Annotated in this window: 20 protein-coding genes; 5 read left to right on the forward strand and 15 right to left on the reverse strand. The window is 29.1% G+C overall.

Annotation, left to right across the window (positions count from 1 at the left end; translation table 11 throughout):
• Positions 1–593: 593 nt before the first annotated feature.
• The gene (locus ACWW38_RS03820; protein ID WP_456259484.1) at positions 594–1388 is read right to left on the reverse strand and encodes an N-acetylmuramoyl-L-alanine amidase; all 795 of its coding nucleotides are present in this window, start codon (positions 1386–1388) and stop codon (positions 594–596) included.
• A 134-nt stretch (positions 1389–1522) separates the two neighbouring features.
• Between ACWW38_RS03820 and ACWW38_RS03825 the strand changes: the two genes are divergently transcribed.
• Positions 1523–2005, forward strand: a complete 483-nt coding sequence (locus ACWW38_RS03825) for a DUF4883 family protein (protein WP_456259485.1) — start codon at positions 1523–1525, stop codon at positions 2003–2005.
• A gap of 94 nt (positions 2006–2099) precedes the next feature.
• On the opposite strand, the gene ACWW38_RS03830 is transcribed toward ACWW38_RS03825, so the two are convergent.
• A complete protein-coding gene (locus tag ACWW38_RS03830; protein WP_456259486.1) occupies positions 2100–5027 on the reverse strand; it encodes an insulinase family protein in 2928 nt (975 codons plus the stop codon).
• 280 nt (positions 5028–5307) lie between these two features.
• On the opposite strand from ACWW38_RS03830, the gene ACWW38_RS03835 reads away from it, so the two are divergent.
• Positions 5308–6144, forward strand: coding sequence for a PHP domain-containing protein (locus tag ACWW38_RS03835; RefSeq protein WP_456259487.1), 837 nt, complete (start codon positions 5308–5310; stop codon positions 6142–6144).
• 20 nt (positions 6145–6164) lie between these two features.
• Here ACWW38_RS03835 and ACWW38_RS03840 read toward each other — a convergent pair whose 3' ends face one another.
• The 6 genes from ACWW38_RS03840 to glpX form a co-directional block, all read right to left on the reverse strand.
• Positions 6165–6296 (reverse strand): hypothetical protein, encoded by a 132-nt coding sequence (locus ACWW38_RS03840; protein ID WP_456259488.1) that lies wholly within the window; start codon positions 6294–6296, stop codon positions 6165–6167.
• Positions 6297–6332: 36 nt separating this feature from the next.
• Positions 6333–7751: an aminopeptidase gene (locus ACWW38_RS03845; RefSeq protein ID WP_456259489.1), complete on the reverse strand. Its 1419-nt coding sequence runs from the start codon at positions 7749–7751 to the stop codon at positions 6333–6335.
• Between the two features lie 124 nt (positions 7752–7875).
• Positions 7876–8817 (reverse strand): magnesium transporter CorA family protein, encoded by a 942-nt coding sequence (locus tag ACWW38_RS03850; protein ID WP_456259490.1) that lies wholly within the window; start codon positions 8815–8817, stop codon positions 7876–7878.
• A gap of 82 nt (positions 8818–8899) precedes the next feature.
• A complete protein-coding gene (locus ACWW38_RS03855; protein WP_456259491.1) occupies positions 8900–9451 on the reverse strand; it encodes a 5-formyltetrahydrofolate cyclo-ligase in 552 nt (183 codons plus the stop codon).
• A complete protein-coding gene (hprK, locus tag ACWW38_RS03860; RefSeq protein ID WP_456259492.1) occupies positions 9426–10355 on the reverse strand; it encodes an HPr(Ser) kinase/phosphatase in 930 nt (309 codons plus the stop codon). Before hprK ends, ACWW38_RS03855 begins: the two co-directional genes overlap by 26 nt.
• Positions 10356–10573: 218 nt before the next feature.
• On the reverse strand, positions 10574–11542 hold the full coding sequence (gene glpX, locus ACWW38_RS03865) for a class II fructose-bisphosphatase (RefSeq protein WP_456259493.1): 969 nt from the start codon (positions 11540–11542) through the stop codon (positions 10574–10576).
• Between the two features lie 343 nt (positions 11543–11885).
• Between glpX and ACWW38_RS03870 the strand changes: the two genes are divergently transcribed.
• Positions 11886–12086: a Spo0E family sporulation regulatory protein-aspartic acid phosphatase gene (locus tag ACWW38_RS03870; protein WP_456259494.1), complete on the forward strand. Its 201-nt coding sequence runs from the start codon at positions 11886–11888 to the stop codon at positions 12084–12086.
• A gap of 75 nt (positions 12087–12161) precedes the next feature.
• On the opposite strand, the gene ACWW38_RS03875 is transcribed toward ACWW38_RS03870, so the two are convergent.
• The 4 genes from ACWW38_RS03875 to ACWW38_RS03890 all read right to left on the reverse strand — a co-directional run bounded on the left by ACWW38_RS03875 (position 12162) and on the right by ACWW38_RS03890 (position 16871).
• Positions 12162–12554 (reverse strand): hypothetical protein, encoded by a 393-nt coding sequence (locus ACWW38_RS03875; protein WP_456259495.1) that lies wholly within the window; start codon positions 12552–12554, stop codon positions 12162–12164.
• 153 nt (positions 12555–12707) lie between these two features.
• Positions 12708–13889, reverse strand: coding sequence for an FprA family A-type flavoprotein (locus ACWW38_RS03880; protein WP_456259496.1), 1182 nt, complete (start codon positions 13887–13889; stop codon positions 12708–12710).
• Between the two features lie 203 nt (positions 13890–14092).
• Positions 14093–16378, reverse strand: coding sequence for an RNA polymerase recycling motor HelD (helD, locus tag ACWW38_RS03885; RefSeq protein WP_456259497.1), 2286 nt, complete (start codon positions 16376–16378; stop codon positions 14093–14095).
• Positions 16379–16532: 154 nt separating this feature from the next.
• Positions 16533–16871: a hypothetical protein gene (locus tag ACWW38_RS03890; RefSeq protein ID WP_456259498.1), complete on the reverse strand. Its 339-nt coding sequence runs from the start codon at positions 16869–16871 to the stop codon at positions 16533–16535.
• Positions 16872–17106: 235 nt separating this feature from the next.
• Between ACWW38_RS03890 and ACWW38_RS03895 the strand changes: the two genes are divergently transcribed.
• Positions 17107–18234 carry an aldo/keto reductase gene (locus tag ACWW38_RS03895; protein WP_456259499.1) on the forward strand — a complete coding sequence of 376 codons (1128 nt, stop codon included), beginning with the start codon at positions 17107–17109 and terminating at the stop codon, positions 18232–18234.
• A 44-nt stretch (positions 18235–18278) separates the two neighbouring features.
• On the opposite strand, the gene ACWW38_RS03900 is transcribed toward ACWW38_RS03895, so the two are convergent.
• Entirely contained in the window at positions 18279–18788 is a 510-nt protein-coding gene (locus ACWW38_RS03900; protein ID WP_456259500.1) for an ECF transporter S component, read from the reverse strand.
• Between the two features lie 168 nt (positions 18789–18956).
• Between ACWW38_RS03900 and ACWW38_RS03905 the strand changes: the two genes are divergently transcribed.
• A complete protein-coding gene (locus ACWW38_RS03905; protein WP_456259501.1) occupies positions 18957–19253 on the forward strand; it encodes a hypothetical protein in 297 nt (98 codons plus the stop codon).
• Positions 19254–19323: 70 nt separating this feature from the next.
• On the opposite strand, the gene def is transcribed toward ACWW38_RS03905, so the two are convergent.
• Together def and ACWW38_RS03915 are read right to left on the reverse strand one after the other, a co-directional pair.
• A complete protein-coding gene (def, locus tag ACWW38_RS03910; RefSeq protein ID WP_456259502.1) occupies positions 19324–19794 on the reverse strand; it encodes a peptide deformylase in 471 nt (156 codons plus the stop codon).
• A 233-nt stretch (positions 19795–20027) separates the two neighbouring features.
• Entirely contained in the window at positions 20028–20705 is a 678-nt protein-coding gene (locus ACWW38_RS03915; RefSeq protein WP_456259503.1) for a V-type ATP synthase subunit D, read from the reverse strand.

Consider the following 20705-nt stretch of genomic DNA (forward strand, 5'->3'; position numbering starts at 1 on the left):
CTTTAAGAAAGGAAAAGTATAATGAATTTACTATGAGTTCATTATACAAGGTAAATCAAGGCCGCTATTACTTATACTATACATATATTAAAAACTGTAGTAGTAACTATTATTTATCCGATGACTCCCCGCTCTAATACTCCCATCGTACTCTGTGAAAGCGATTCGCACCAAATCAAAGATTTGGACTCTCTGCATTCCTTCAAAGTGGGAGTAAAAACTCCCTCTGAAGCCAAGAACTCTGTTTATGCTATAGCTAATTCATTAACCGGTGTAAGTATTGTATTAATTGCCTTATTAGAAAAGCGCAAAGTGCTTAACCAGGTTGGGGTGCCAGGATTTTAGGCGAAGCCTGTTGAAGTTATACTAATATTTTCTGATTGCAATTAATTAAGGTATATAAAATTATTATCCAGTATGTGTAACTATTAAGAAAGCAGTTAGCATTAATCAAAATATTAGTTTAAAAATAGCAGGCTAAAAGAACTTGCTAATCATTGAATAAAAGATAAATTATTTCATAGGATGCTTTGTTTATAGATATTTTTGAAGTCCTTTTAGTATTCACTGTAGTAATTATTAGTTGCAACTGATTAAGACATTAAGCTCTGCCATGTATTTTTGCCGACTATTCCGTCTACATATAGTCTTTTTATCCTTTGATATCTTCTTACTGCTTCTCGAGTATCCGGCCCATAAATTCCATCTTCCATCCCTGATCTTAAACCTAGCTGATTTAATTTATGCTGAACGAATTTTACATCTTCTCCTTTAAGCATAGGTATTTTATAAACCAACGTTCTTCTATTTGTATAATTACTTTGTTCAGGTTGTTTTGTACTAGAATTTGTTTCATCCGATAATCTTTGTCCCAAAATTCCCTCTACCACAGCTTCAGCACATTTTTGTCTTATATCTCCATTTTTTAACTTAACAGTATCTTCTACGCTATCTATAAATCCAATCTCTGTTAATATAGCAGGCATTGCAGCAGTTCTAATTACATATAAATAATCACCATTACGTCCTTCTCTACTTTTTATTCCCCTTGACTTAAACATTTTACTTAAATTTTTTTCAACTCTCTCTGCATATTCTTTACTTTTTCCTCTATTAATAGAATGCCAAACCTCTACTCCTACACCTCCCCCTGCGTTAATGTGATTTGAAATAAAAACATCAGCTCCCCATTTATTGGCTTCACTAGTTCTTACACTTAAATCTACTGTTTTGTCAGTAGTTCTAGACATTTTAACTTGATGTCCTAACCTTTCAAATAATTCTTTTTGTCTTAAGGATATATCTAAATTTAAACTTTTTTCTAAAAGTCCATAACCAACTGCACCACTATCAATTCCACCATGCCCTGGATCTATATATATTTTCATTAAAATCCCTCCTAATGTAGAGTATAATTTTAGATACTCTATTCTAATATATGCAGCTTTAAATAAAGTTGTAATAATGATGGCATTTTAAACATAATTTTATTTATATAGATAAACAAGAGGTGAGAATATCTTTGAAAAAGGGAAGTTTAATCTTTTTAATATTAATATTGATAATAGGTATATGTACAAGCGTTAAATTCTATTTAAATAGACAGAAGCCAAGTAATTTTTATTATACTAATTCATTGGCAAAAAACTTAACTTTATCTAATAAATATGATGTTAAAATATTAGATACAAATTTTTATAAGACAGAATCACTCTCTGAGGATAATATTGAAATGGTAAAAAGCTTTTTAAAAGAACTTAGAAAACCTAATTTTGTACCAAAACCAGTATCTTTAAATAGTAAGCCAAAATATAAGATGTTTTTTACATTTCCAGAAAGTCAAAAAAAATTTGTAGTTAATATATATGACAGCGAATATATATCTATCTTTCCTTGGGATGGAGAATTCCAAATGGATTACATAAACATGAAAAACATACCTGCGCGATATAATCTATATAGTATAAGTAAAAACGCCTTTATAAAAGAACCTAAATTTGATTAATAATACTCTTAATAACTCTAAATTTTAACAATATAATATTAAATAAAAATCAGCTTGTAACTTCCATACAAGCTGATTTATGTTATTTAAACAATTATTTAAATACTTCTACTAACTCTTTAAAGATTTCTTTATTTTCTTTAATCTTTGATGCATTTCCTAGAACACATATATAATTTTGCTTCATTGCATCTGAAATTAAATTTGCAAATCCTTTTATGTCTTCCTTTTTACAGTTCAATACTTCATCTCTTTCCTTTTGTATATCATCATCAGTTATTTTACTTAGATAATATGCATCTGCTTTATCTGCTTTCAAAGAAGGAGTTAATGGTGTATCTAGACTGCTTATTGTACCAATTATATATTTAGTCATTTCTCTTTCATCAACATCAAAGTTTTTTAAATATTCTTCGGCTTTATCAAAAACTTCTAGAGTTCCTTTTAAATTAGGATCTCTATATGAACCAAAGAACATATTTCCGCTTCTTCCAAAGCTGGCAAAAGAACCATAAGCGCCTCCAAGAACACGTATATTACTCCATAGATAATCAAGGCTTTCTATAGTCTTAAGTACTTGTAAACTTCCTTTATAATCATATCCTAACTGTTTAAAATTATATCCCTTTACTACGTATTGAACGTCTCCTTGAGTTAATAACCCTTCATTCTTAGGATCTATTTCAAATCTATATTCTTTAATTGATAAATCTTTATTATTTAGTTTACATACAAAGCTGGATAGACTTTCTTCTATAGCTTTATAATCATCCTCTTCTGAGGCTAAACTTATAATCAAATCTTTTCTATTAAATATAAGTGTTGAAACTTCTTGCAAATTTCTTATTATTTCATCAGATTTTTTATCAAAGTTTTCCTCTAGATCTTCGATGAACTTATAAAATTCTAATCCAGATATTCTTTCTTCGTATTTCCCAACTGGAGAAAAGTATGAGAATAACCTATTAGCCGCTACCACATGACCTGCATCAAATATAACCATTTCTAAACGTGATTTTATTTCTTGTATAATTTCTTTTAATCTTTTCTTATCATCTAGCTTTGTATTTAATGAAATATCCTCTAACAGTTCTATAACCTTTGGAACTTTATCTATTAAGGCCTTAGATCTTACTATAAATTTAGGCACAAATTCTCCTGCTGTTCCATTTTGAATAAATGTTGTAGCCGCGTAACTTATTCCTCCAGTGTATATATTTATCTCATTTGATAAATCTGCATAACTATATTTTTCTGTTCCTATTCTACCTAATATTCCAGATAGAAGACCAATATAAGGAATATGTGCTTCATCAACAGTTCTAATATCAAATATAAACTTTATATAGGCTATCTTATTTGTAAACATAGGGTGAAATAACACTTTATTTTCTCCTATTGCTCTTTCTTGTAAGATCAACTCTTCTGCTTTTTCTGCTATATCTTTTAATGAAAGTAGTGGTACTTTTTCTAGATCTTCTTTCTTTTCTGGTGTAGTCTGCCTCTCTCTTAAAGAATTTGTTTCTGCTATTAATTCATCTAATTCTTTATCAGAAAGTGATGCTTTATATTCACTTAACTTATTCCTTAATTTTTCAGCTTTCTCATCTCCAAGTCCAGGCTTTGGAACTAGAGTAATTAATGAGCCATGATCAGCATTAATTAAATATTTTTCTATAAGTTCTTCAAAATAGTTAGTTGTTAATGCTGACTTTATTTTTTCTAAAGTATTTTCAAATTCTAAATGTACTAATGGCTCACCATCATAAAGCCAACTATCCATTACCTTACTATAAAATAATAATCCCTTTGGATAATTTCTTGTATCTCCTTCTCTTAATCTAAATTCCTTTATATTTATACATGCTTCTATTAATTTTTTATCTATTCCATTTTGTGATAAATTCTTTAAGGTGTTGAAAACAATTTTCTTAAACTCTTCCTTTTTATCAGCATTTGAATTCTTTACTACAATACTAAATACTGGCTGAAGTATACTGCTATCAAAAAATCCATATACATCTTTTCCTATACATGAATCTATAAGTTCCTTCTTAAGAGGTGATGCTGGTGTTTCTAAAAGTAAATATTCCAATATATCAAATGCTAAATACACCTCTGGGTTACATGCCTCTCCAAGTACAAAATTTAAACTTAGGAAGGTTTTATCCTTTCCTTGATCTTCTTTTGAGACAGAATATTCACATTTAAAGTCTTTAATTCCTCCAAAAGGCTTTTGAACTTTTATGTGAGAATCTATCTGTTCTTTATTAAAATCACTTAAATACTCTTTATCTATAAATTCAAGCTGACTATTTAAATTTCCATTACCATATAAGAATATATAACTATTTGAAGGATGATAATACTTTTTATGAAAACCTAAAAATTGTTCATATGTTAAATCTGGAATATGTTCAGGATCTCCTCCGGACTCCACTCCATAAGTTGTATCCGGAAATAATGATTCTTGTATTTTTCTATAAAGTACATCCTCTGGAGATGAAAAAGCTCCCTTCATCTCATTATAGACTACCCCTTTATAGGTAATATCCTCTTCTTTATTATTAAGTTCATAGTGCCATCCTTCTTGCATTAGTATTTCTTTATACTTATATATATTAGGATAAAATACTGCATCTAAATATACATCCATTAAATTAAAAAGATCTTTTTCATTTTTGCTAGCCACAGGATATATAGTTTTATCTGGATAAGTCATTGCATTTAAAAAAGTATTAAGTGATCCCTTAGCAAGTTCTACAAATGGATCCTTTATGGGAAACTTTCTTGAACCACATAGCACTGAATGTTCCATAATATGAGGTACCCCTGTACTATCACTAGGTGGAGTTCTAAACCCTATAGCAAACACCTTATTATCATCATCATTTTCTAGATTTAATAATTTTGCTCCACTTTTTTCGTGTTCAAATATTCTAGCTTTAGAATTTATATCTTTTACTTGTTGTTCCTTAATTAACTTAAAACCATTATAGACCTTATTAAGTTCAAAATTCATTTAATTGCCTCCTTTGTTTTATGTAGCTATTATCTATTTTACCAAATATTTCTCAAAAAGATTAAAATTTTGAGAGAAAATTTATATACAGGTTTATTTGCTTAATAAATATAGTATATCCTTTAACTATTAGTTTATTTCAACTCATATTTAACTAAATATTTTACATAATTACAAAATATCTTTTAAAAATAATTTATAAAGATAAATATATCTATATATAGTATAATATAGATTATTAGTTAAAAACCATTACAAAATAAAATCTTGAGGTGATTTAATGTATAAAAAAGGAGACTTTCATTTACATACAAATGCATCTGACGGTAAACTCTCTTCAAAAGAATTGCTTGTTTTAGCTAAAAATGAAGGTTTAGATATAATTGCAATTACAGATCACGATAACACTTTTGGAATTGATAGTGCCTTAGCTGCGGGGAAAGAACTAGGAGTTAAAGTTATACCTGGAATGGAACTATCTACTAGATATAATGATGAAAATATTCATATACTAGGATACTTTAGAGATAACTCCTATAAAACTCCTCTATTTCAAAAATATTTAAAGGATATACAGGACTATAGAATATATAGGGCAAAAAAAATAGTGGATAATTTAGATGTTTTCTTTAATATAAAAATTGATTTTGAAAAATTATTATTACGCAGCCATGGTATAATAGCAAGACCCCATATAGCTAAGGAGATAATGGAATCTGGATATGATTATGATTTTAGATATATATTTGAAAATTTTATAGGTAATAATAGCCCTGCTTACGTACCAAATAAAGAAATTAGTATACAAGAAGGCCTGGATGTTTTAAAAACAGTAAATGCTTTAACTAGTTTAGCTCACCCAACACTGATAAGAAAATCTCCTATTGAAGAAATAATAAAATATGACTTTGATTGTATTGAGGCTATTTATCCTTTAAACAAGGAAGGGGAAGAGGATCATTTTATTGATTTAGCCGAAAAACATAATAAAATTATTACTGCTGGCTCAGATTATCACGGTCTTGAAAAAGAAGATAAAAAACATGGATATGTAGGGAAATTCCCACTTACAGGTAGTCACCTTCAAAACTTTTTAAATGAATTAAAGCCCCTATAATTAAATATAGAGGCTTTAATTTATTTTCTTTTAATTTCGTCCATTACTCTTTTTACTGTATTAGCTATCAGACCTAGTCCTACTAATACAAGAACTGTGTAAACTTTCTTTGCATTAGCCGGATCATTAACGAATTTAAGTAACTCATCCATTCTCTTATCTCCCAGCTAAATTTAATAAAATCACTTTTAAGCTTCTTTTAAGAATGCACAATAAGCTTGCATTGTTTCATAAACATCTGCTTTTGATACAACTTCCCATGGAGCATGCATATTTTGTACAGCAACACCACAGTCTATAACTTCCATTCCATATTGAGCTAATATATAAGCTATTGTGCCACCGCCGCCTTCATCAACCTTTCCAAGTTCAGCAGTTTGCCATGAAACATTATGTTTTTCCATAATAGATCTTATTTGTCCTACATACTCTGCATTTGCATCATTAGAACCAGACTTTCCTCTAGCTCCAGTATACTTGTTAAATACTACTCCTTTTCCAAAGTATGCAGAATTTCTCTTTTCCATTACAGATGGATAATTTGGATCAAAAGCTGCACTTACATCTGAAGAAAGCATTTTTGAATTTGCAAGAGTACGTCTAACCTTTAATTCACTATATTCTCCTGTAAGATTCATAATTTCTGCTACAGCATTTTCAAAGAATTTTGACTGCATTCCTGTAGCTCCAACACTTCCTATTTCCTCTTTGTCAACTAAAAGAACAACACAAGTTTTAGTTGGATTTTTAACCTCTAACATAGCTTCAAAGGATGTGTAAGAACATACTCTATCATCATGACCATAAGCCATAACCATGCTTCTATCTAATCCATAGTGTCTTGCACGTCCTGCAGGTACAATTTCAAGTTCAGCTGATACAAAATCTTCTTCGTCGATATCATATTTTTTGTTTAATATCTCTAATATGTTTTGTTTCACTCTATTCTTTGATTCTTTATCCTCTATAGGAATACTTCCAACTAATATATTTAGATCTTCTCCTTCTATACCTTTAGCTAGCTTCTTTTCCATTTGGCTTGCAGATAAGTGTACTAAAAGGTCAGAGATTCCTACTACAGGATCGCTTTCATCTTCTCCTATAACCACATTGATAACACTTCCATCTTTCTTAACAAAAACGCCATGAATTGCAAGAGGAATAGTTACCCATTGGTATTTCTTAATTCCACCATAGTAATGAGTTTCAAGCATTGCTAGATCAGTATCTTCGTATACTGGATTTTGTTTCAAATCTAATCTTGGTGAATCTACGTGAGCTCCTAATATTCTCATTCCATCTTCAAATGGCTGACTACCAATTACAAACATAGCAAGTGATTTACCCATATGGTTTACATATACTTTGTCTCCCTTAGTAAGCTTTTCATTCTTCTTTATTTTTTCCTCAAGATTTTTATATCCATGCTTCTCAGCTATTTGAACAAATTCTGTAACACATTCTCTTTCTGTTTTACATTTAGACATAAAATCTATATATCTATCATTTAATTCAAATACCTTATTTAAATCTTCTTTTGAGTATTTATCCCAAGCATATTCGTATTTTTTTTCTAGTGTACTTTTATTACTTTTTTTATCTGACATTTTAGTTCCCCCTATCTACTATTAACTATATACAAAATTACACTTTTACGGTTCAATGACCATATTATATCACAAAATTAAAAATTCAGAAAACATTGTAGTATATTTTTAAATATATAACCAGTTATAACCATTTTTTTCTCTTGAAAATACACATTAGCACTATAGATATAATTATCATCAATAATATTACATAATAATATCCATAGGTTGAAGATGCTAGAGGCATATTTTCAAAGTTCATTCCCTGAATACTTGTTATTAAATTTAGAGGTAAAAATACACTAGTTATTATAGTAAAAATTTTCATAAGATCATTAGTTTTATTTGCTATTTCAGATTCAAAAGCCTCTCTTACTAAAGCTAAATCTTGAACTAAACTTTCTAAAGTGGACATAAGCTTATTTATTTTCATATTCATACTGTGAAAATGTGTAATATCTACCTCATTAATTATAGCATTATCATTGCTTACTAAAGTATCTCCAACATACCTTAATGGATTTAAAAACTTTCTTAGCTTATATACCTGTCTTCTTAAGTGTATTAACTCGTCTGCATGCTCCCTTGAAGGATTTTTTAGTATTTCTATTTCTATCTTATCTGCTTTTTCTTCTAATTGGGCCATGATGTTATAATTCTTTACAACTATTCTATCTAGCAAATAGTATAAAATCATTGAAGGATTAGGACTATTTTTCAGTAAAAAACAGTTTTTTAGATCTTTTATATCCTTTATCAATTCATCAATTATGTCTATATCATTGTTGTGTAACGTTATTATATAATCCTTGCTGAGATAGATATTTAACTCTCTACTTTTTACCATTTCATTTCTGTATCCCAGTATATTAAAACTTAAAAACATATACCCATCAAAAAAAATTATTTTAGATGAAGTATCCACTGGGCTTATACATTGGGCAAGACTTTCTTCATCTAAAATAATTTTTTCTTTTAAGTCTTCAATTTCTTTATTATTTAGTAATACCCAATAATTACTCTTTCCTACTTTCCAATCCTTATCTACTTCTTTAAAGTCATTTAAAATGTCTAAAACTTTCACATAATCACCAACCTTAAATAAAAGCTTGGATATTGTAGTGTATTTTAATTAAATAACTACATTTTTAATTAGTATTAGTATTTCAATTAGTGATTATTCTATTAATTTTTTCATCATGTTCTTCTACAGGAACTTTGTCAAATACTTGAAAATCATAAGCTAAAGCAATTTTGGGGATTTTGTCTCTTAATTTTTTTAAAAATCTATCATAAAAAGCTCCACCATAGCCTATTCTTCCTCCATTTTTATCAAAAGCTACTCCTGGCATTATTACTAAATCTATTTCCTTTTCTTGAACTTCTCTACTAAAATCTAAAGGCTCTAATATACCATACTTTCCAATCTTTAAATCATTAAATGAACTTATATTTACAGCTTTCATGCCTTCTTGCTTCGACATAACCTTAGGCACACACACCTTCTTATTATCATCTATGGCATACTTAATAAACTTATGAGTATCCACTTCACCTTCAAAGCTTACATAAACTAGAATAGTTTTGGCCTCTTCATATTCTTTGCTGGATAGTATTTTATCAAGTATATTATTATCAAAAACTTCTTTTAATTCTTTAGATAGAGCTTTTCTTTTTTCCATTACAATATTTCTAATTAGAGTTTTCTCTTTCACCATTCATCACTTCTTCCATTCTTTTATCAATAGTTTCCACTGGTGATATCTTAGAAACTAGATTATATCTATAGTTAGCTGCAGCTGCTTCTATTATAACTGCTATGTTCCTTCCAGGTCTTATAGGAACAGTTATCTTTCTTATTGGAACTCCTAATATATCTATAAACTCCTCATCAATTCCCAACCTATCATAATTCTGATCTGACTTCCACTGCTCTAAGTATATTAAAATATCTATGGTTTTTTCCTCTAATATAGAGCTTAATCCATAAAGAGCAGGAACATCAATAATCCCCATGCCTCTTACCTCCATCATACCTGATGTTATGTAAGGAGCAGTACCAAGAAGGTTGCCATCAATCTCTTTTATATCTACAGCATCATCTGCAACAAGCCTGTGCCCTCTTTTTATAAGTTCCAATGCAGTTTCACTTTTACCTATACCACTTTCGCCCATTATTAATATACCTATACCGTAGACATCTACTAAAACACCATGCATTCTAGTGGATGGAGCTAATTTTGCATCAAGGTAGTTTTTTAATTTTGTAACAATTTGAGTAGTTAGACTTGCACTTCTTAAAATCCATCTATTATTTAATCTAGCATTTTCAATAAATGCCTCATGTGGTTCTAACTCCCTGGCTATAATAATACATGGAGTTTCAAATTGAAAAAATTTTTTCATTCTCTTCTCCATAATTTCCAATGGCATATTTTCAAGAAAACTCCATTCTGCCTTTCCTACAATTTGAACTCTTTCGTTAGCAAAATAACTATAAAAACCAGCAAATTGAAGTCCCGGCCTATTTATATCGCTTGTCTTTATCTCTTTTTTTGCTTCTCCTCTAACTAGCACCTCAAAATCTAAATCTTTTATTAAATTTTCAACTGTTATCTTCATTAGCCATCCTCTCTTTGTATTTATATTAATATAATAATTAGATTAAGTTTCGTAACTAATAATTTATATATTATATTTTACATTATGATACCGCTTTTATCCATAATAATAGCTGGTATTTTAGTATTTACACACATAAACCCTCATATAAAAATACACATAGCAATTATTATCGTTAAAACACTAGATAAACTAAATTGCTATGTGTATACTATTCATTATGATAAACTACTTTTATTTAACTTGTGAATTGCTTCAACAAATCTTATAGTACCTGTTTTTGATCTCATTACTACAGAGTAAGTTGTAGCCATATCATTTCTAGAGAATACAACTCCTTTTAGTAAATCACTATCTGTAAGAGCTGTAGCTGCAAAATATACATCATCAGTTTTTACTAAATCGTCTGTTGTTAACACTTTTTCAATATCACTTATACCCATTTGAGCACATCTTATTCTTTCTTCTTCACTATGTGGTTCAAGTTTTGCTTGCATTTCTCCGCCCATACATTTAATAGCTGCCGCCGCTATAACTCCTTCTGGAGCACCACCTGTACCAATCATCAAATCTATTCCAGTGTCCTCAAACCCGCATGCTAAAATAGCTGCTACATCTCCTTCTCCAAAAAGCTTTACTCTAGCCCCTACTTCTCTAGCCTGCTCTACTATATAGTTATGTCTTTCTCTTTCTTGTACTATTATAGTTAAATCTTCTATATCCTTATTCAATGCCTTGGCTACATTAATTATATTTTCTTTTGGAGATTTGTTTATATCTATAGCCCCTTTTGCTCCTGCTCCAACTGCAATCTTTTTCATATACATATCTGGAGCATGTAATAGACTTCCCTTAGGTCCCATAGCAACAACAGCAATTGAATTAGGCAGACCTTTTGCAATAAGAACTGTTCCGTCTACCGGATCTACTGCAATGTCCATTTCCAGCATATTTTCATGCCAAATGCCTACCTTTTGTCCAATATAAAGCATTGGAGCTTCATCAAGCTCTCCTTCACCTATAACAACAGTTCCCCTTATAGGCATCAAGCTAAAAGCCTTCTCCATTCCATCTACCGCTGCCTGATCTGCTGCATTTTTGTCTCCTCTTCCCATAAGCTTGGCCCCTTTTAATGCTGCTGATTCAGTTACCCTAACAAGTCCCATTGCTACATCTGTATTAATCATATATAAACCCTCCAAATCTATATGTAATCATTTCAACATATTTTATAATTTATAATCAGTTTTCATGAAAATTCGCCAATAATATATAACAATTTACGATAAATATTATAACATATATATAGATTTATACAAGTTTACTACATAACATTTGAATTAATTTAAGCAAAGTTATATACTATATCCTTTATATTTTATTTATTTTTTATATTTTTAAATTTCTTTAAACTTTTTTTACTCTAAGCAAATTTTATAGTATTTAATGTCATATGAAAATACTTCACAATACTTGAAATATTTGTTAATATATATTTGCTGATTCAAATTTGAAGGGAAGATTGTAATAATGGATTCTAAGTTGAAAATTCTAGATAAAAAAATACAGCATTCGCGGGCTATATTAAATGCACTTATATACCATAATAATCTAACTGATGACATAGTTCTAGATTGCAGCAAACATTTGGACAAGCTATTAAATGAATATGAAAAAATAATATTAGACAGAAAAAATTATGGCAAAAAAACTAAAAATGAATCTATGTAAATAAAAAGCACGTTAATATTAATTATATTTACGTGCTTAATCTATCTAAATATCTTATATTATAACTTTAATTCATTATAGTTCTAATTCTTCTAAAACTTCTTCTATATCAAAAGCTTCACTTGAAAATACAGCTATAAATTCACAATTTGTATCTTCTTCTCCATCAAATTCATATGAAATGTACTGAGCATTTATATCAAATTCTTCTGTAATCTCTTCAATAGTATCTCCTACATTGTCTGCTGCTATATCATTTAAATATGGTAAGTAGTATTCGTCCTTCCAGCCTTCTCCATCTTCTTCATCTTCGCTTTCATCATTTGCATATCCTCTTGCTGCCTCTAGCTCATCTTCATCAAAATCATAAAAAAATCTTACTACAAATAAGTTTTCTTTTGACGTAATTTCTTCTACATTATTTAATCCATTTTCTTGTAAAATCTCTAATATATTTGTTTTATTCATATTAATCACTCCTATTAAACTTTATATAATTATGTTATCATAAATATTTAAAATTATTATTATTTTTAATAGTATAAAATTAAAAAATAATAACCATAACATATATACTATGATTGTTGTGGTTATTATTCCTATTCTATTAGTTATAATATTCTATTTCATTAATTGAACAAATTTATCTATGAAATCATCTGCAGCTTTATAATCATTTTCTCCTGGAACAAACTTAAATCTTAATCCTTCATCTATTACTTTAAATTTCATAGATTTTAGTCTTTCAGTCATCATTCCAACACCTTCTCCACTCCAACCATAAGAACCGAAAGCACCTGAAACCTTTCCTCTATTTGGTATTACAGATATTGATGTTAATAGTTTCCATGCTGGTTCAACTGCATCTTGGTTTATAGTTGGTGACCCTATGAGAAATCCTGTTGCTTTGTCAACGAGTTCTACTGCTTTGTGAATATCCATAGAAGTTATTTCATGTACCCCAACCTTAAACCCTTTTTCCTTTAACTTATTATACAAATATTCTGCCATCACTTCTGTATTGTGGTAAGCTGAAATGTATAGAATTTGTATATTCTTTTCAAGAGGCTCTTCAGTAGCCATTTCCCTGTAAAGCTTAAAAGCTACATTTACATTTTCTCCGGCATGTATTGGTCCATGACTTGGAGCTATCATATCTATATCTAGTCCCTTTATTTTATCTAATCCAGCTAGTACAAACTTTTTAAATGGTGCCATTATGCAATCAAAATAATATTTAAACTCATGCAAATAATCTTCTTTATTTCTGTCCATTACCATGTCTTCTGGACAATAATGAGCTCCAGTTACATCACAGCTAAATAATATCTTTTGTTCAGGTATATAAGTAAACATTGTATCTGGCCAATGTAAATTTGGAGCACCTATAAATTTCAATGTATTTTTACCTGTATTTAATTCTTTTAAATTATTAATATTTTCCCCTTTGAAATCTCTATTTAAAATTTCCTTTAAATAAGTCAAGGCAGCAGTAGTTCCTATTATTGTTGCATCAGGATAAACCTCTAAAAACTTTTTCACTGAACCACTGTGATCTAACTCAGTATGTTGAACTACAATATAGTCTATTTTTTTATCTCCAATTATTTCTTTTATGCGATTGTATGACTCTTCCCAAAATCCATCTTTTACACTGTCTATAACAACCACTTTATCATCGTTAATAAGATAAGAGTTGTATGTACTTCCTTTTTTAGTAGCCATTATAATGTCAAAAACCTCAAGTCCAGGGTCTTTTACTCCAACCCAATATATATCATTTTTTAACTTTAATGCTCCCATTAAACCTTCCTCCTATCCATCTCAAGTTTTTCCATATCCCCCATAAAACTATAACAATATTTTATCATAATATTAAATCTTTTTCAATTAATAACGTTTATTAATTAGACTCCTTTAAATATTTTTATTCCTCATATTATCACTATTATTCCCTGATGGTATTTATATTAGTCTAATATATAAAACTAAAATTCATATATTTTTTATAGGATAAGTGGAGATTTGTTTCCCCTTACAAATATATACTCAAAATGAAGAGCTCTAGTTAATGCTACATACAATAATTTTTTATCTAATTCCATATTTCTATAATTTTCATCGCTACAATTGTAAACTATACTACAGTCAAACTCTAATCCTTTTGTCATATATGAAGGTATTATAATTTTACCTAAACTTAGTATATCTTCTGTCCCTTTAATTAAACTCCACATGCCTCTATAGCGTTTTTTTAACATTTTATTTATATTTATACATTCATCTAGGTCTTTACCTATTATTGCTATGCTACTTTTTTTCTTATTTTTTACATCTTCAATTATGAAATCTAGTTTCTCTAAAAACTCATCATCGTTATCAATTTCTATAATTTTAGGTTCTTCACCATGTCTTAATACAGGCATTGCAGGTTTTAAATTATTCTTTTGTTTTTCCAATACTCTATTTGCAAAATTTATAATTTCAACTGTTGATCGGTAGCTTTGTGTTACAGTAGTATAACTTATATTATTGTTAAATATCTTTTCAATTACCTTATCCCACTTATCTATTCCCTTATAATAATATATTCCTTGACCTACATCTCCTACAATGGTCATTGAATTATTTAAAACCATAAGCTTTAAAACTTCTAATTGAAATAAACTATAATCTTGTGCCTCATCAATTACAATATGCTTATACACAAATTCATTTCCATATATTTTTAAATACATATATACTAACGCTGCTAAATCATCTGCATCTATTCTATTATTTTTTAAATTGCTCTCTATTTCACTTAGCATAAAATTATACAATGGTTCAGGAATCTTTCCTTCCGTTATCAGTTGAAATACTTCTCTATTTCTAAATAAATCATAGTATAAATTTAAAATGTCGCTATAATTCCATTTATTAAAATACTCTTTTACTGCATATTTTATTTGGTCTTCTACACTTTCTTTTTCAATATCTCTTTTATCATAAAGATCTATTAAAAGCTTCCTTCTCTCTTCTCCATCTTTCATACTCTTTTTTAATTTATTTATTTCACTGGAATATTTAAGTTCAATTTCTTCCTCTATTGCTCTAGTTTTTTCTTTAGCTCTGCCTAGTAAATATCTTTTTATTTCGTCTTTTCTTTTACTTAATGGCATATGTGCTAAATCCCTTAAATATAATTTCTTTATAAAACTTTTTTCAAATACAGTATATTCGTCTACTTTTATAGATTCTATATTTAAATCACTTTTTTCTAAGTATCTAATATATCTATCTATGATTACTTTATAAATTATATCCCCTCTTAGTTTACTACTATTAAATATTAACTTTTTCTCTTCAGCATCTTTACATTCTAGTATATAAGATAACTTTTGATCTTTTGTAGATATTTTCCCTTTTATACCTAATAACTTTAAAGAAAGCTCTTCAAAAGTAATTTGCCTCACTTCATCTACTCCAAGACTTGGAAGAACTTCTGATATATAATCTAAAAACAATCTATTAGGCGCCACAACTAAAACATCTTTTCCATCCAATGTGTTTTTATATCTATATAAAATATATGCCAATCTATGTAATGCAATAGTAGTCTTTCCCGATCCTGCTGAACCTTGAACTATTGTAGGCCTTTTTATGTCAGCCCTAATAATATCATTCTGTTCCTTCTGTATTGTAGCTACTACATCCTTTAATTTGCTACTGATACTTTCTTCTAAATTAATTTTTAAAAACTCGTCAATAAGAGCATTTCCCTCACTATTTTCTGAAGCCCTTAATATTATGTCGTTTATCCCTTCGTCAAATGCATCTACTATCTGGCAATTCTTAAGTAAAAACTTACGCTTTAATAGAAGTTCTCCTTGAATCTTACCCATAGGAGCTTCATAACTTGATTTACCTTGAGTTCCACTGTAATATAAATCTGCAATAGGAGCTCTCCAATCTATTACTCTTTCTTCTTCATTTTTATCATCGTAAAGCCCAAATTTGCCTATATAGTATTTGTCTATATTTCTTAGATCTTCTTTAAAATCAATTCTTGCAAAATACGGCTTATCTTTTGCTTCATTGTACTTATCATAATCATTGCATGCTTTTTCATACATTTGCTTAGATATTTCAAGCTCAACATTATAGCTGCTAGTATTCTTTTTTATTCTATTTATGTCTTCTTTAAGCTTCTCTTTATTTTCTTCAATATCAGTAGCTTTTTGTTGAAGCCATGACTTTACATCTTCTAAGTTATCCTGCTCAAACTTAAATTCATCTAAACTTATAGACATAACAGTTTACCACCTCCCGTTTATAGAAATCATTATCCAAGGACATAGCTGCTATTTACTCCCACTTTGCAACAAATAAAAAGGTACCTCTTGGCACCTTACCCTCTTTAAACTATTATTTTATTATCAAATAAGTACTCTAAGCTAGCTGTTATTAATATATCATAGTGTCATATGGATACATTTGCACATAGTTTCCATACATTTCTCTGGCTTCTTCTTGTGATACCTTGCCTTCAGTTAGATTTCTATAAAGCATATATAATTTTACATGCAAATCAGGATTTTTAGATACAGCTTCTTTCATTTTTCTGTAAACCATATCTTCTATAGATTCTTCATCTTTTAAATTAGCTGCTTTTGAAATTATATTAATTATATTATTGATTCTGAATTTAATTGCATCTTCTGGAGTTAGAGTCTCTACTTCATTTAGCTCTGCTAAAATCTTCTCAATAGTCTCCCTATCTAAATTTACAATATTTCTTTCCATATCAATCTCACCTCAATTATTTTAAAACATCATAAAGTAAATTTAAAAGTATAAAGCAATAAAATATTATGTTTAAAATTCTATATCTTTTACAATTATATTATATCACAATTATATCAAGGAAATATTGGTAATTTTAATTATATATGACTAAATAGATAATCTTTAATTCTATTATGTATCTTTTTATTATATAATTATCTTGTTTATATTAAATTTTAGGGGGTAAACAATAATGCAATATAGACAATTCGGGAAATTAGATTTTAAAGTATCTTCACTTGGATTTGGCTGTATGCGTTTTCCAACAGAAGATGGAAAAATAAAAGAGGAGGAAGCTATAAATTTAGTTAGATATGCTATAGATAACGGTGTTAATTATATAGATACAGCATATCCATATCATAATGGCAATAGTGAACCTCTTGTAGCAAAAGCACTAAAGGATGGTTACAGAGAAAAGGTTAAGCTAGCTACCAAATCACCTGTATGGCTTGTAGAAAAATATGAGGACTTTGATAAATATTTAAATGAACAATTAAAAAAATTAGATACAGATTATATAGATATGTATCTTCTACATGCCCTGGATAAAAAAAGATGGGAAATTCTAAAGTCTCTTAATGTATTTAAATTTCTTGAAAGTGCTTTAAAAGATGGTCGTATAAAATACGCTGGCTTTTCTTTTCATGACGATATAGACACTTTTAAGGAAATAGTAGATTCATATGACTGGAGTTTCTGCCAAATACAATATAACTATTTAGATGAATACTACCAGGCAGGGCTTGAAGGATTAAAATATGCTTATAACAAAGGTTTAGCTGTAATTGTTATGGAACCTTTAAAAGGTGGTAAGCTTGCTCAAACACCTCCAAAAGTTATTAATGAACTATGGAATCAGTGGCAAATAAAAAGAACTCCAGTACAGTGGGCTTTAAAGTGGTTATGGAATCAACCTGAGGTTTCCTTAGTACTAAGTGGAATGAGCAATATTGAGCAAGTTATAGACAATATAAAAACAGCAGAAGAATCTACTATTAATTCTCTAACTAAATCTGAACTTGATCTAATAGATTTAGTTAAAAATAAATATAAAGAATTAACTAAAGTTAACTGTACAGCTTGCGGCTACTGCATGCCTTGTCCAGTTGGTGTTAATATACCTAAAAATTTTTCATTGCTTAATGACGCGTTTATGTATAACAGCTTATCTAGTTGCCATGGAACATACAGTAGTTTAAAAGAGGAATCTAAAGCCTCTTCTTGTGTTGAATGCGGAAAGTGCGAAGAAGTTTGCCCTCAACATATAGCTATTAGAAATATGTTAAAAGAAGTTCATAAAACTTTGAATAGTATATAAAAAATAAGAACACAAAGATAGTTGTATCTTTGTGTTCTTATTTTTTATTCTATAGAAGTTTTAGGAATAAATTCTCCCTTACCAGTTTTACTCAATGCTTTAACTAAAACATATGATATTACTCCATCAGCTAAGTGATGCAGTATTGCACCAACCCCAACTACAACCAATACTTTATATACTGTAAATCCAAAAGGTATTACAGCTATGGCCTCTAACACTCCATGGATAGGAGCTGTAATAAGAACTACCTTCCTAAAGCTTACACCTTTTTTAATTAAACTTCCGCCTACAAACCCAACAAAAACGTGCATAAAGGCTCTAGCAACCACAACTAATGGTGTTGTAATTAGAAAACCTAATGCTGAGCCTAGCCCTACTGCTACTGCAGCTGTAGGTCCTAAAAACATGGCTAAAAATAAAGGTACATGTGAAGCTAAAGTTGCTGTAAATGGTCCTAAATTAATTTTTAAAAATCCAAAATATAAAGGAATTATAATTGCAAAAGCAGTTAATAATGCGGTATATGTTAGCTTTTTAATATTGTTTCTCACAGTTTACACCCCCTGAATACTAATGTATATACACTAGTATACAATTTTTATTTGGAGTTGTAAACATATAATTTCTAATATTTTAACCATTATTAGCTTAATTGACAAACTTTATCTATTAATATTATAATTTAATTAATAAAAACTTTTAATGGAGATGAATTTGTTATGTTAATAATCGATGATAACGCCCTAAAACTGGCAAAAGAAAAATGTGCTTCATTCATAGTTAAAACTGTGTCATCTGGCTGTGGATGCGGTGGTGGAATTAGAAAAAGCATATTCATTGAACTTTCCCAAAACTTTAATAATATTAATAACAACTACATAGAATTTACATACCAAGATATAAAGATTTATATAAGTAGAGGATTAAAAATAGAAGATAATGCTAAAATTTATCTAAAAAGCTCTATTCCACTTATTGGACCTGTCTTTGGAACTAAAGGTATGTCAATTATTTAGTGTATGTATTTATGAAATATTATAAAATAACTGAAGTAATGTATAACTACTACATGCCTTCAGTTATTTTTTATTCTTGTTCTTCTAATTTATAAACTTTTTTTGCTATGTCCATATAAAGAATCCCATCTAAATGATCAGTTTCATGACATATAGCCCTTGCCATAAGTCCAGTAGCTTCATACTGAATTAAGTTTCCCTTTTCATTCATTCCTGAAACTATAACTCTCTTAGGACGAACTACTACTCCCTCATATCCTGGATAGCTTAAACATCCTTCTGCATCTTCAATTTTTCCAATCTTTTTAATTATTTTAGGGTTTAATAATATTAAAGACTCACTGCCATTTCTTAGATCTATTATAAAGGCTCTTTTCAATACACCTATTTGAGGTGCAGCAAGTCCAACTCCATCACCTGCATAAAGTGTATCTTTTAAGTCTTTAATTAATTGTACAACTTCCTTGTCTATATTTATAATTCTTTGACTTTTTCTTTTTAATAATGCATTACCAGCTTCTAAAATTTCTCTAACCGCCATTGTTAATCCTCCTTATAAAAATAATACTATTATGTTCAATATAAATTATACAAATTTAAGCCCTCTTTATCCACTGAAATTTTATTAGTATTTTGTATTACTAACTTTATGGAAAGTTTTAAATGAATGTAAAAATCAACGTTCATTTAAAATATAGCCTAATAAATAAAACTCTGATGTTACAAATAAAAAAGGATAATCAATATTGTTTTTCAATACTGATTATCCCTTTTTTAAGCCATAGCTCCAGCAGCAGTTGAACTAGCTGGTGCATTTTCTTTTTCAAGCATACTTTTAACTTTCATAAGTCTTGTTAATGCACTTCTTTCATTTTCCTCAAGCTTCATTTGAATGTATTTAATTGTCTCTTGAAGTTGTGGAATTGTCATGTATTCAAGAGCATTAACTCTTCTTCTTGTTTTTTCAATTTCATCGGCCATAAGTTGACAAGACTTCTCTACTTCCGCTAGTTCCAATAGCTTTGGTAATATTCCATATAGTTTTTCTATAGCGCCATCTAGCTCTGCAGAAGTATTGGCAAAGCCATAAGGATATATACTTCCATCATCACCTTCTAGCTGCCTTTTAAACTCCATTTCTGGAACATTTACACTCATAATATTTTTAGTTTTTATGCTAACCGAAATATGTTCTTTAGGGTAAGCTATAGCTTCTTCTAGCAATTCAGAAGACATAAGTGCTCTTGCCATAACAAATTCTTTAAATGAAGCTCCTAATTGTTCTTCTACGCTTTTTCTAAGCTCATTATTGTATTTTACAAGATCTATAAATCTTCTCATGAGCTCATCCTGCTTATCTTTTAAGAGTTTATGACCTCTTGTAGCAGTTGTTAATCTCTTCTTTAACCTTGTAAGTTCCATTCTGGTTGGATTTACATTCAACCTAGCCAT

Source organism: Clostridium sp. JNZ J1-5 (genome assembly GCF_053901425.1).

Coding starts and splice junctions, on each gene's coding strand:
- ACWW38_RS03890 (WP_456259498.1), bottom strand. CDS start 16,871: ATGGAAAGAAATATTGTAAATTTAGATAGGGAGACTATTGAGAAGATT.
- ACWW38_RS03830 (WP_456259486.1), bottom strand. CDS start 5,027: ATGAATTTTGAACTTAATAAGGTCTATAATGGTTTTAAGTTAATTAAG.
- ACWW38_RS03845 (WP_456259489.1), bottom strand. CDS start 7,751: ATGTCAGATAAAAAAAGTAATAAAAGTACACTAGAAAAAAAATACGAA.
- ACWW38_RS03895 (WP_456259499.1), top strand. CDS start 17,107: ATGCAATATAGACAATTCGGGAAATTAGATTTTAAAGTATCTTCACTT.
- ACWW38_RS03880 (WP_456259496.1), bottom strand. CDS start 13,889: ATGGGAGCATTAAAGTTAAAAAATGATATATATTGGGTTGGAGTAAAA.
- glpX (WP_456259493.1), bottom strand. CDS start 11,542: ATGATTAATACAGATGTAGCAATGGGACTTGTTAGGGTAACTGAATCA.
- ACWW38_RS03870 (WP_456259494.1), top strand. CDS start 11,886: ATGGATTCTAAGTTGAAAATTCTAGATAAAAAAATACAGCATTCGCGG.
- def (WP_456259502.1), bottom strand. CDS start 19,794: ATGGCGGTTAGAGAAATTTTAGAAGCTGGTAATGCATTATTAAAAAGA.
- ACWW38_RS03820 (WP_456259484.1), bottom strand. CDS start 1,388: ATGAAAATATATATAGATCCAGGGCATGGTGGAATTGATAGTGGTGCA.
- ACWW38_RS03835 (WP_456259487.1), top strand. CDS start 5,308: ATGTATAAAAAAGGAGACTTTCATTTACATACAAATGCATCTGACGGT.
- ACWW38_RS03855 (WP_456259491.1), bottom strand. CDS start 9,451: ATGGTGAAAGAGAAAACTCTAATTAGAAATATTGTAATGGAAAAAAGA.
- hprK (WP_456259492.1), bottom strand. CDS start 10,355: ATGAAGATAACAGTTGAAAATTTAATAAAAGATTTAGATTTTGAGGTG.
- ACWW38_RS03915 (WP_456259503.1), bottom strand. CDS start 20,705: ATGGCTAGGTTGAATGTAAATCCAACCAGAATGGAACTTACAAGGTTA.
- ACWW38_RS03905 (WP_456259501.1), top strand. CDS start 18,957: ATGTTAATAATCGATGATAACGCCCTAAAACTGGCAAAAGAAAAATGT.
- ACWW38_RS03875 (WP_456259495.1), bottom strand. CDS start 12,554: ATGAATAAAACAAATATATTAGAGATTTTACAAGAAAATGGATTAAAT.
- ACWW38_RS03840 (WP_456259488.1), bottom strand. CDS start 6,296: ATGGATGAGTTACTTAAATTCGTTAATGATCCGGCTAATGCAAAGAAA.
- helD (WP_456259497.1), bottom strand. CDS start 16,378: ATGTCTATAAGTTTAGATGAATTTAAGTTTGAGCAGGATAACTTAGAA.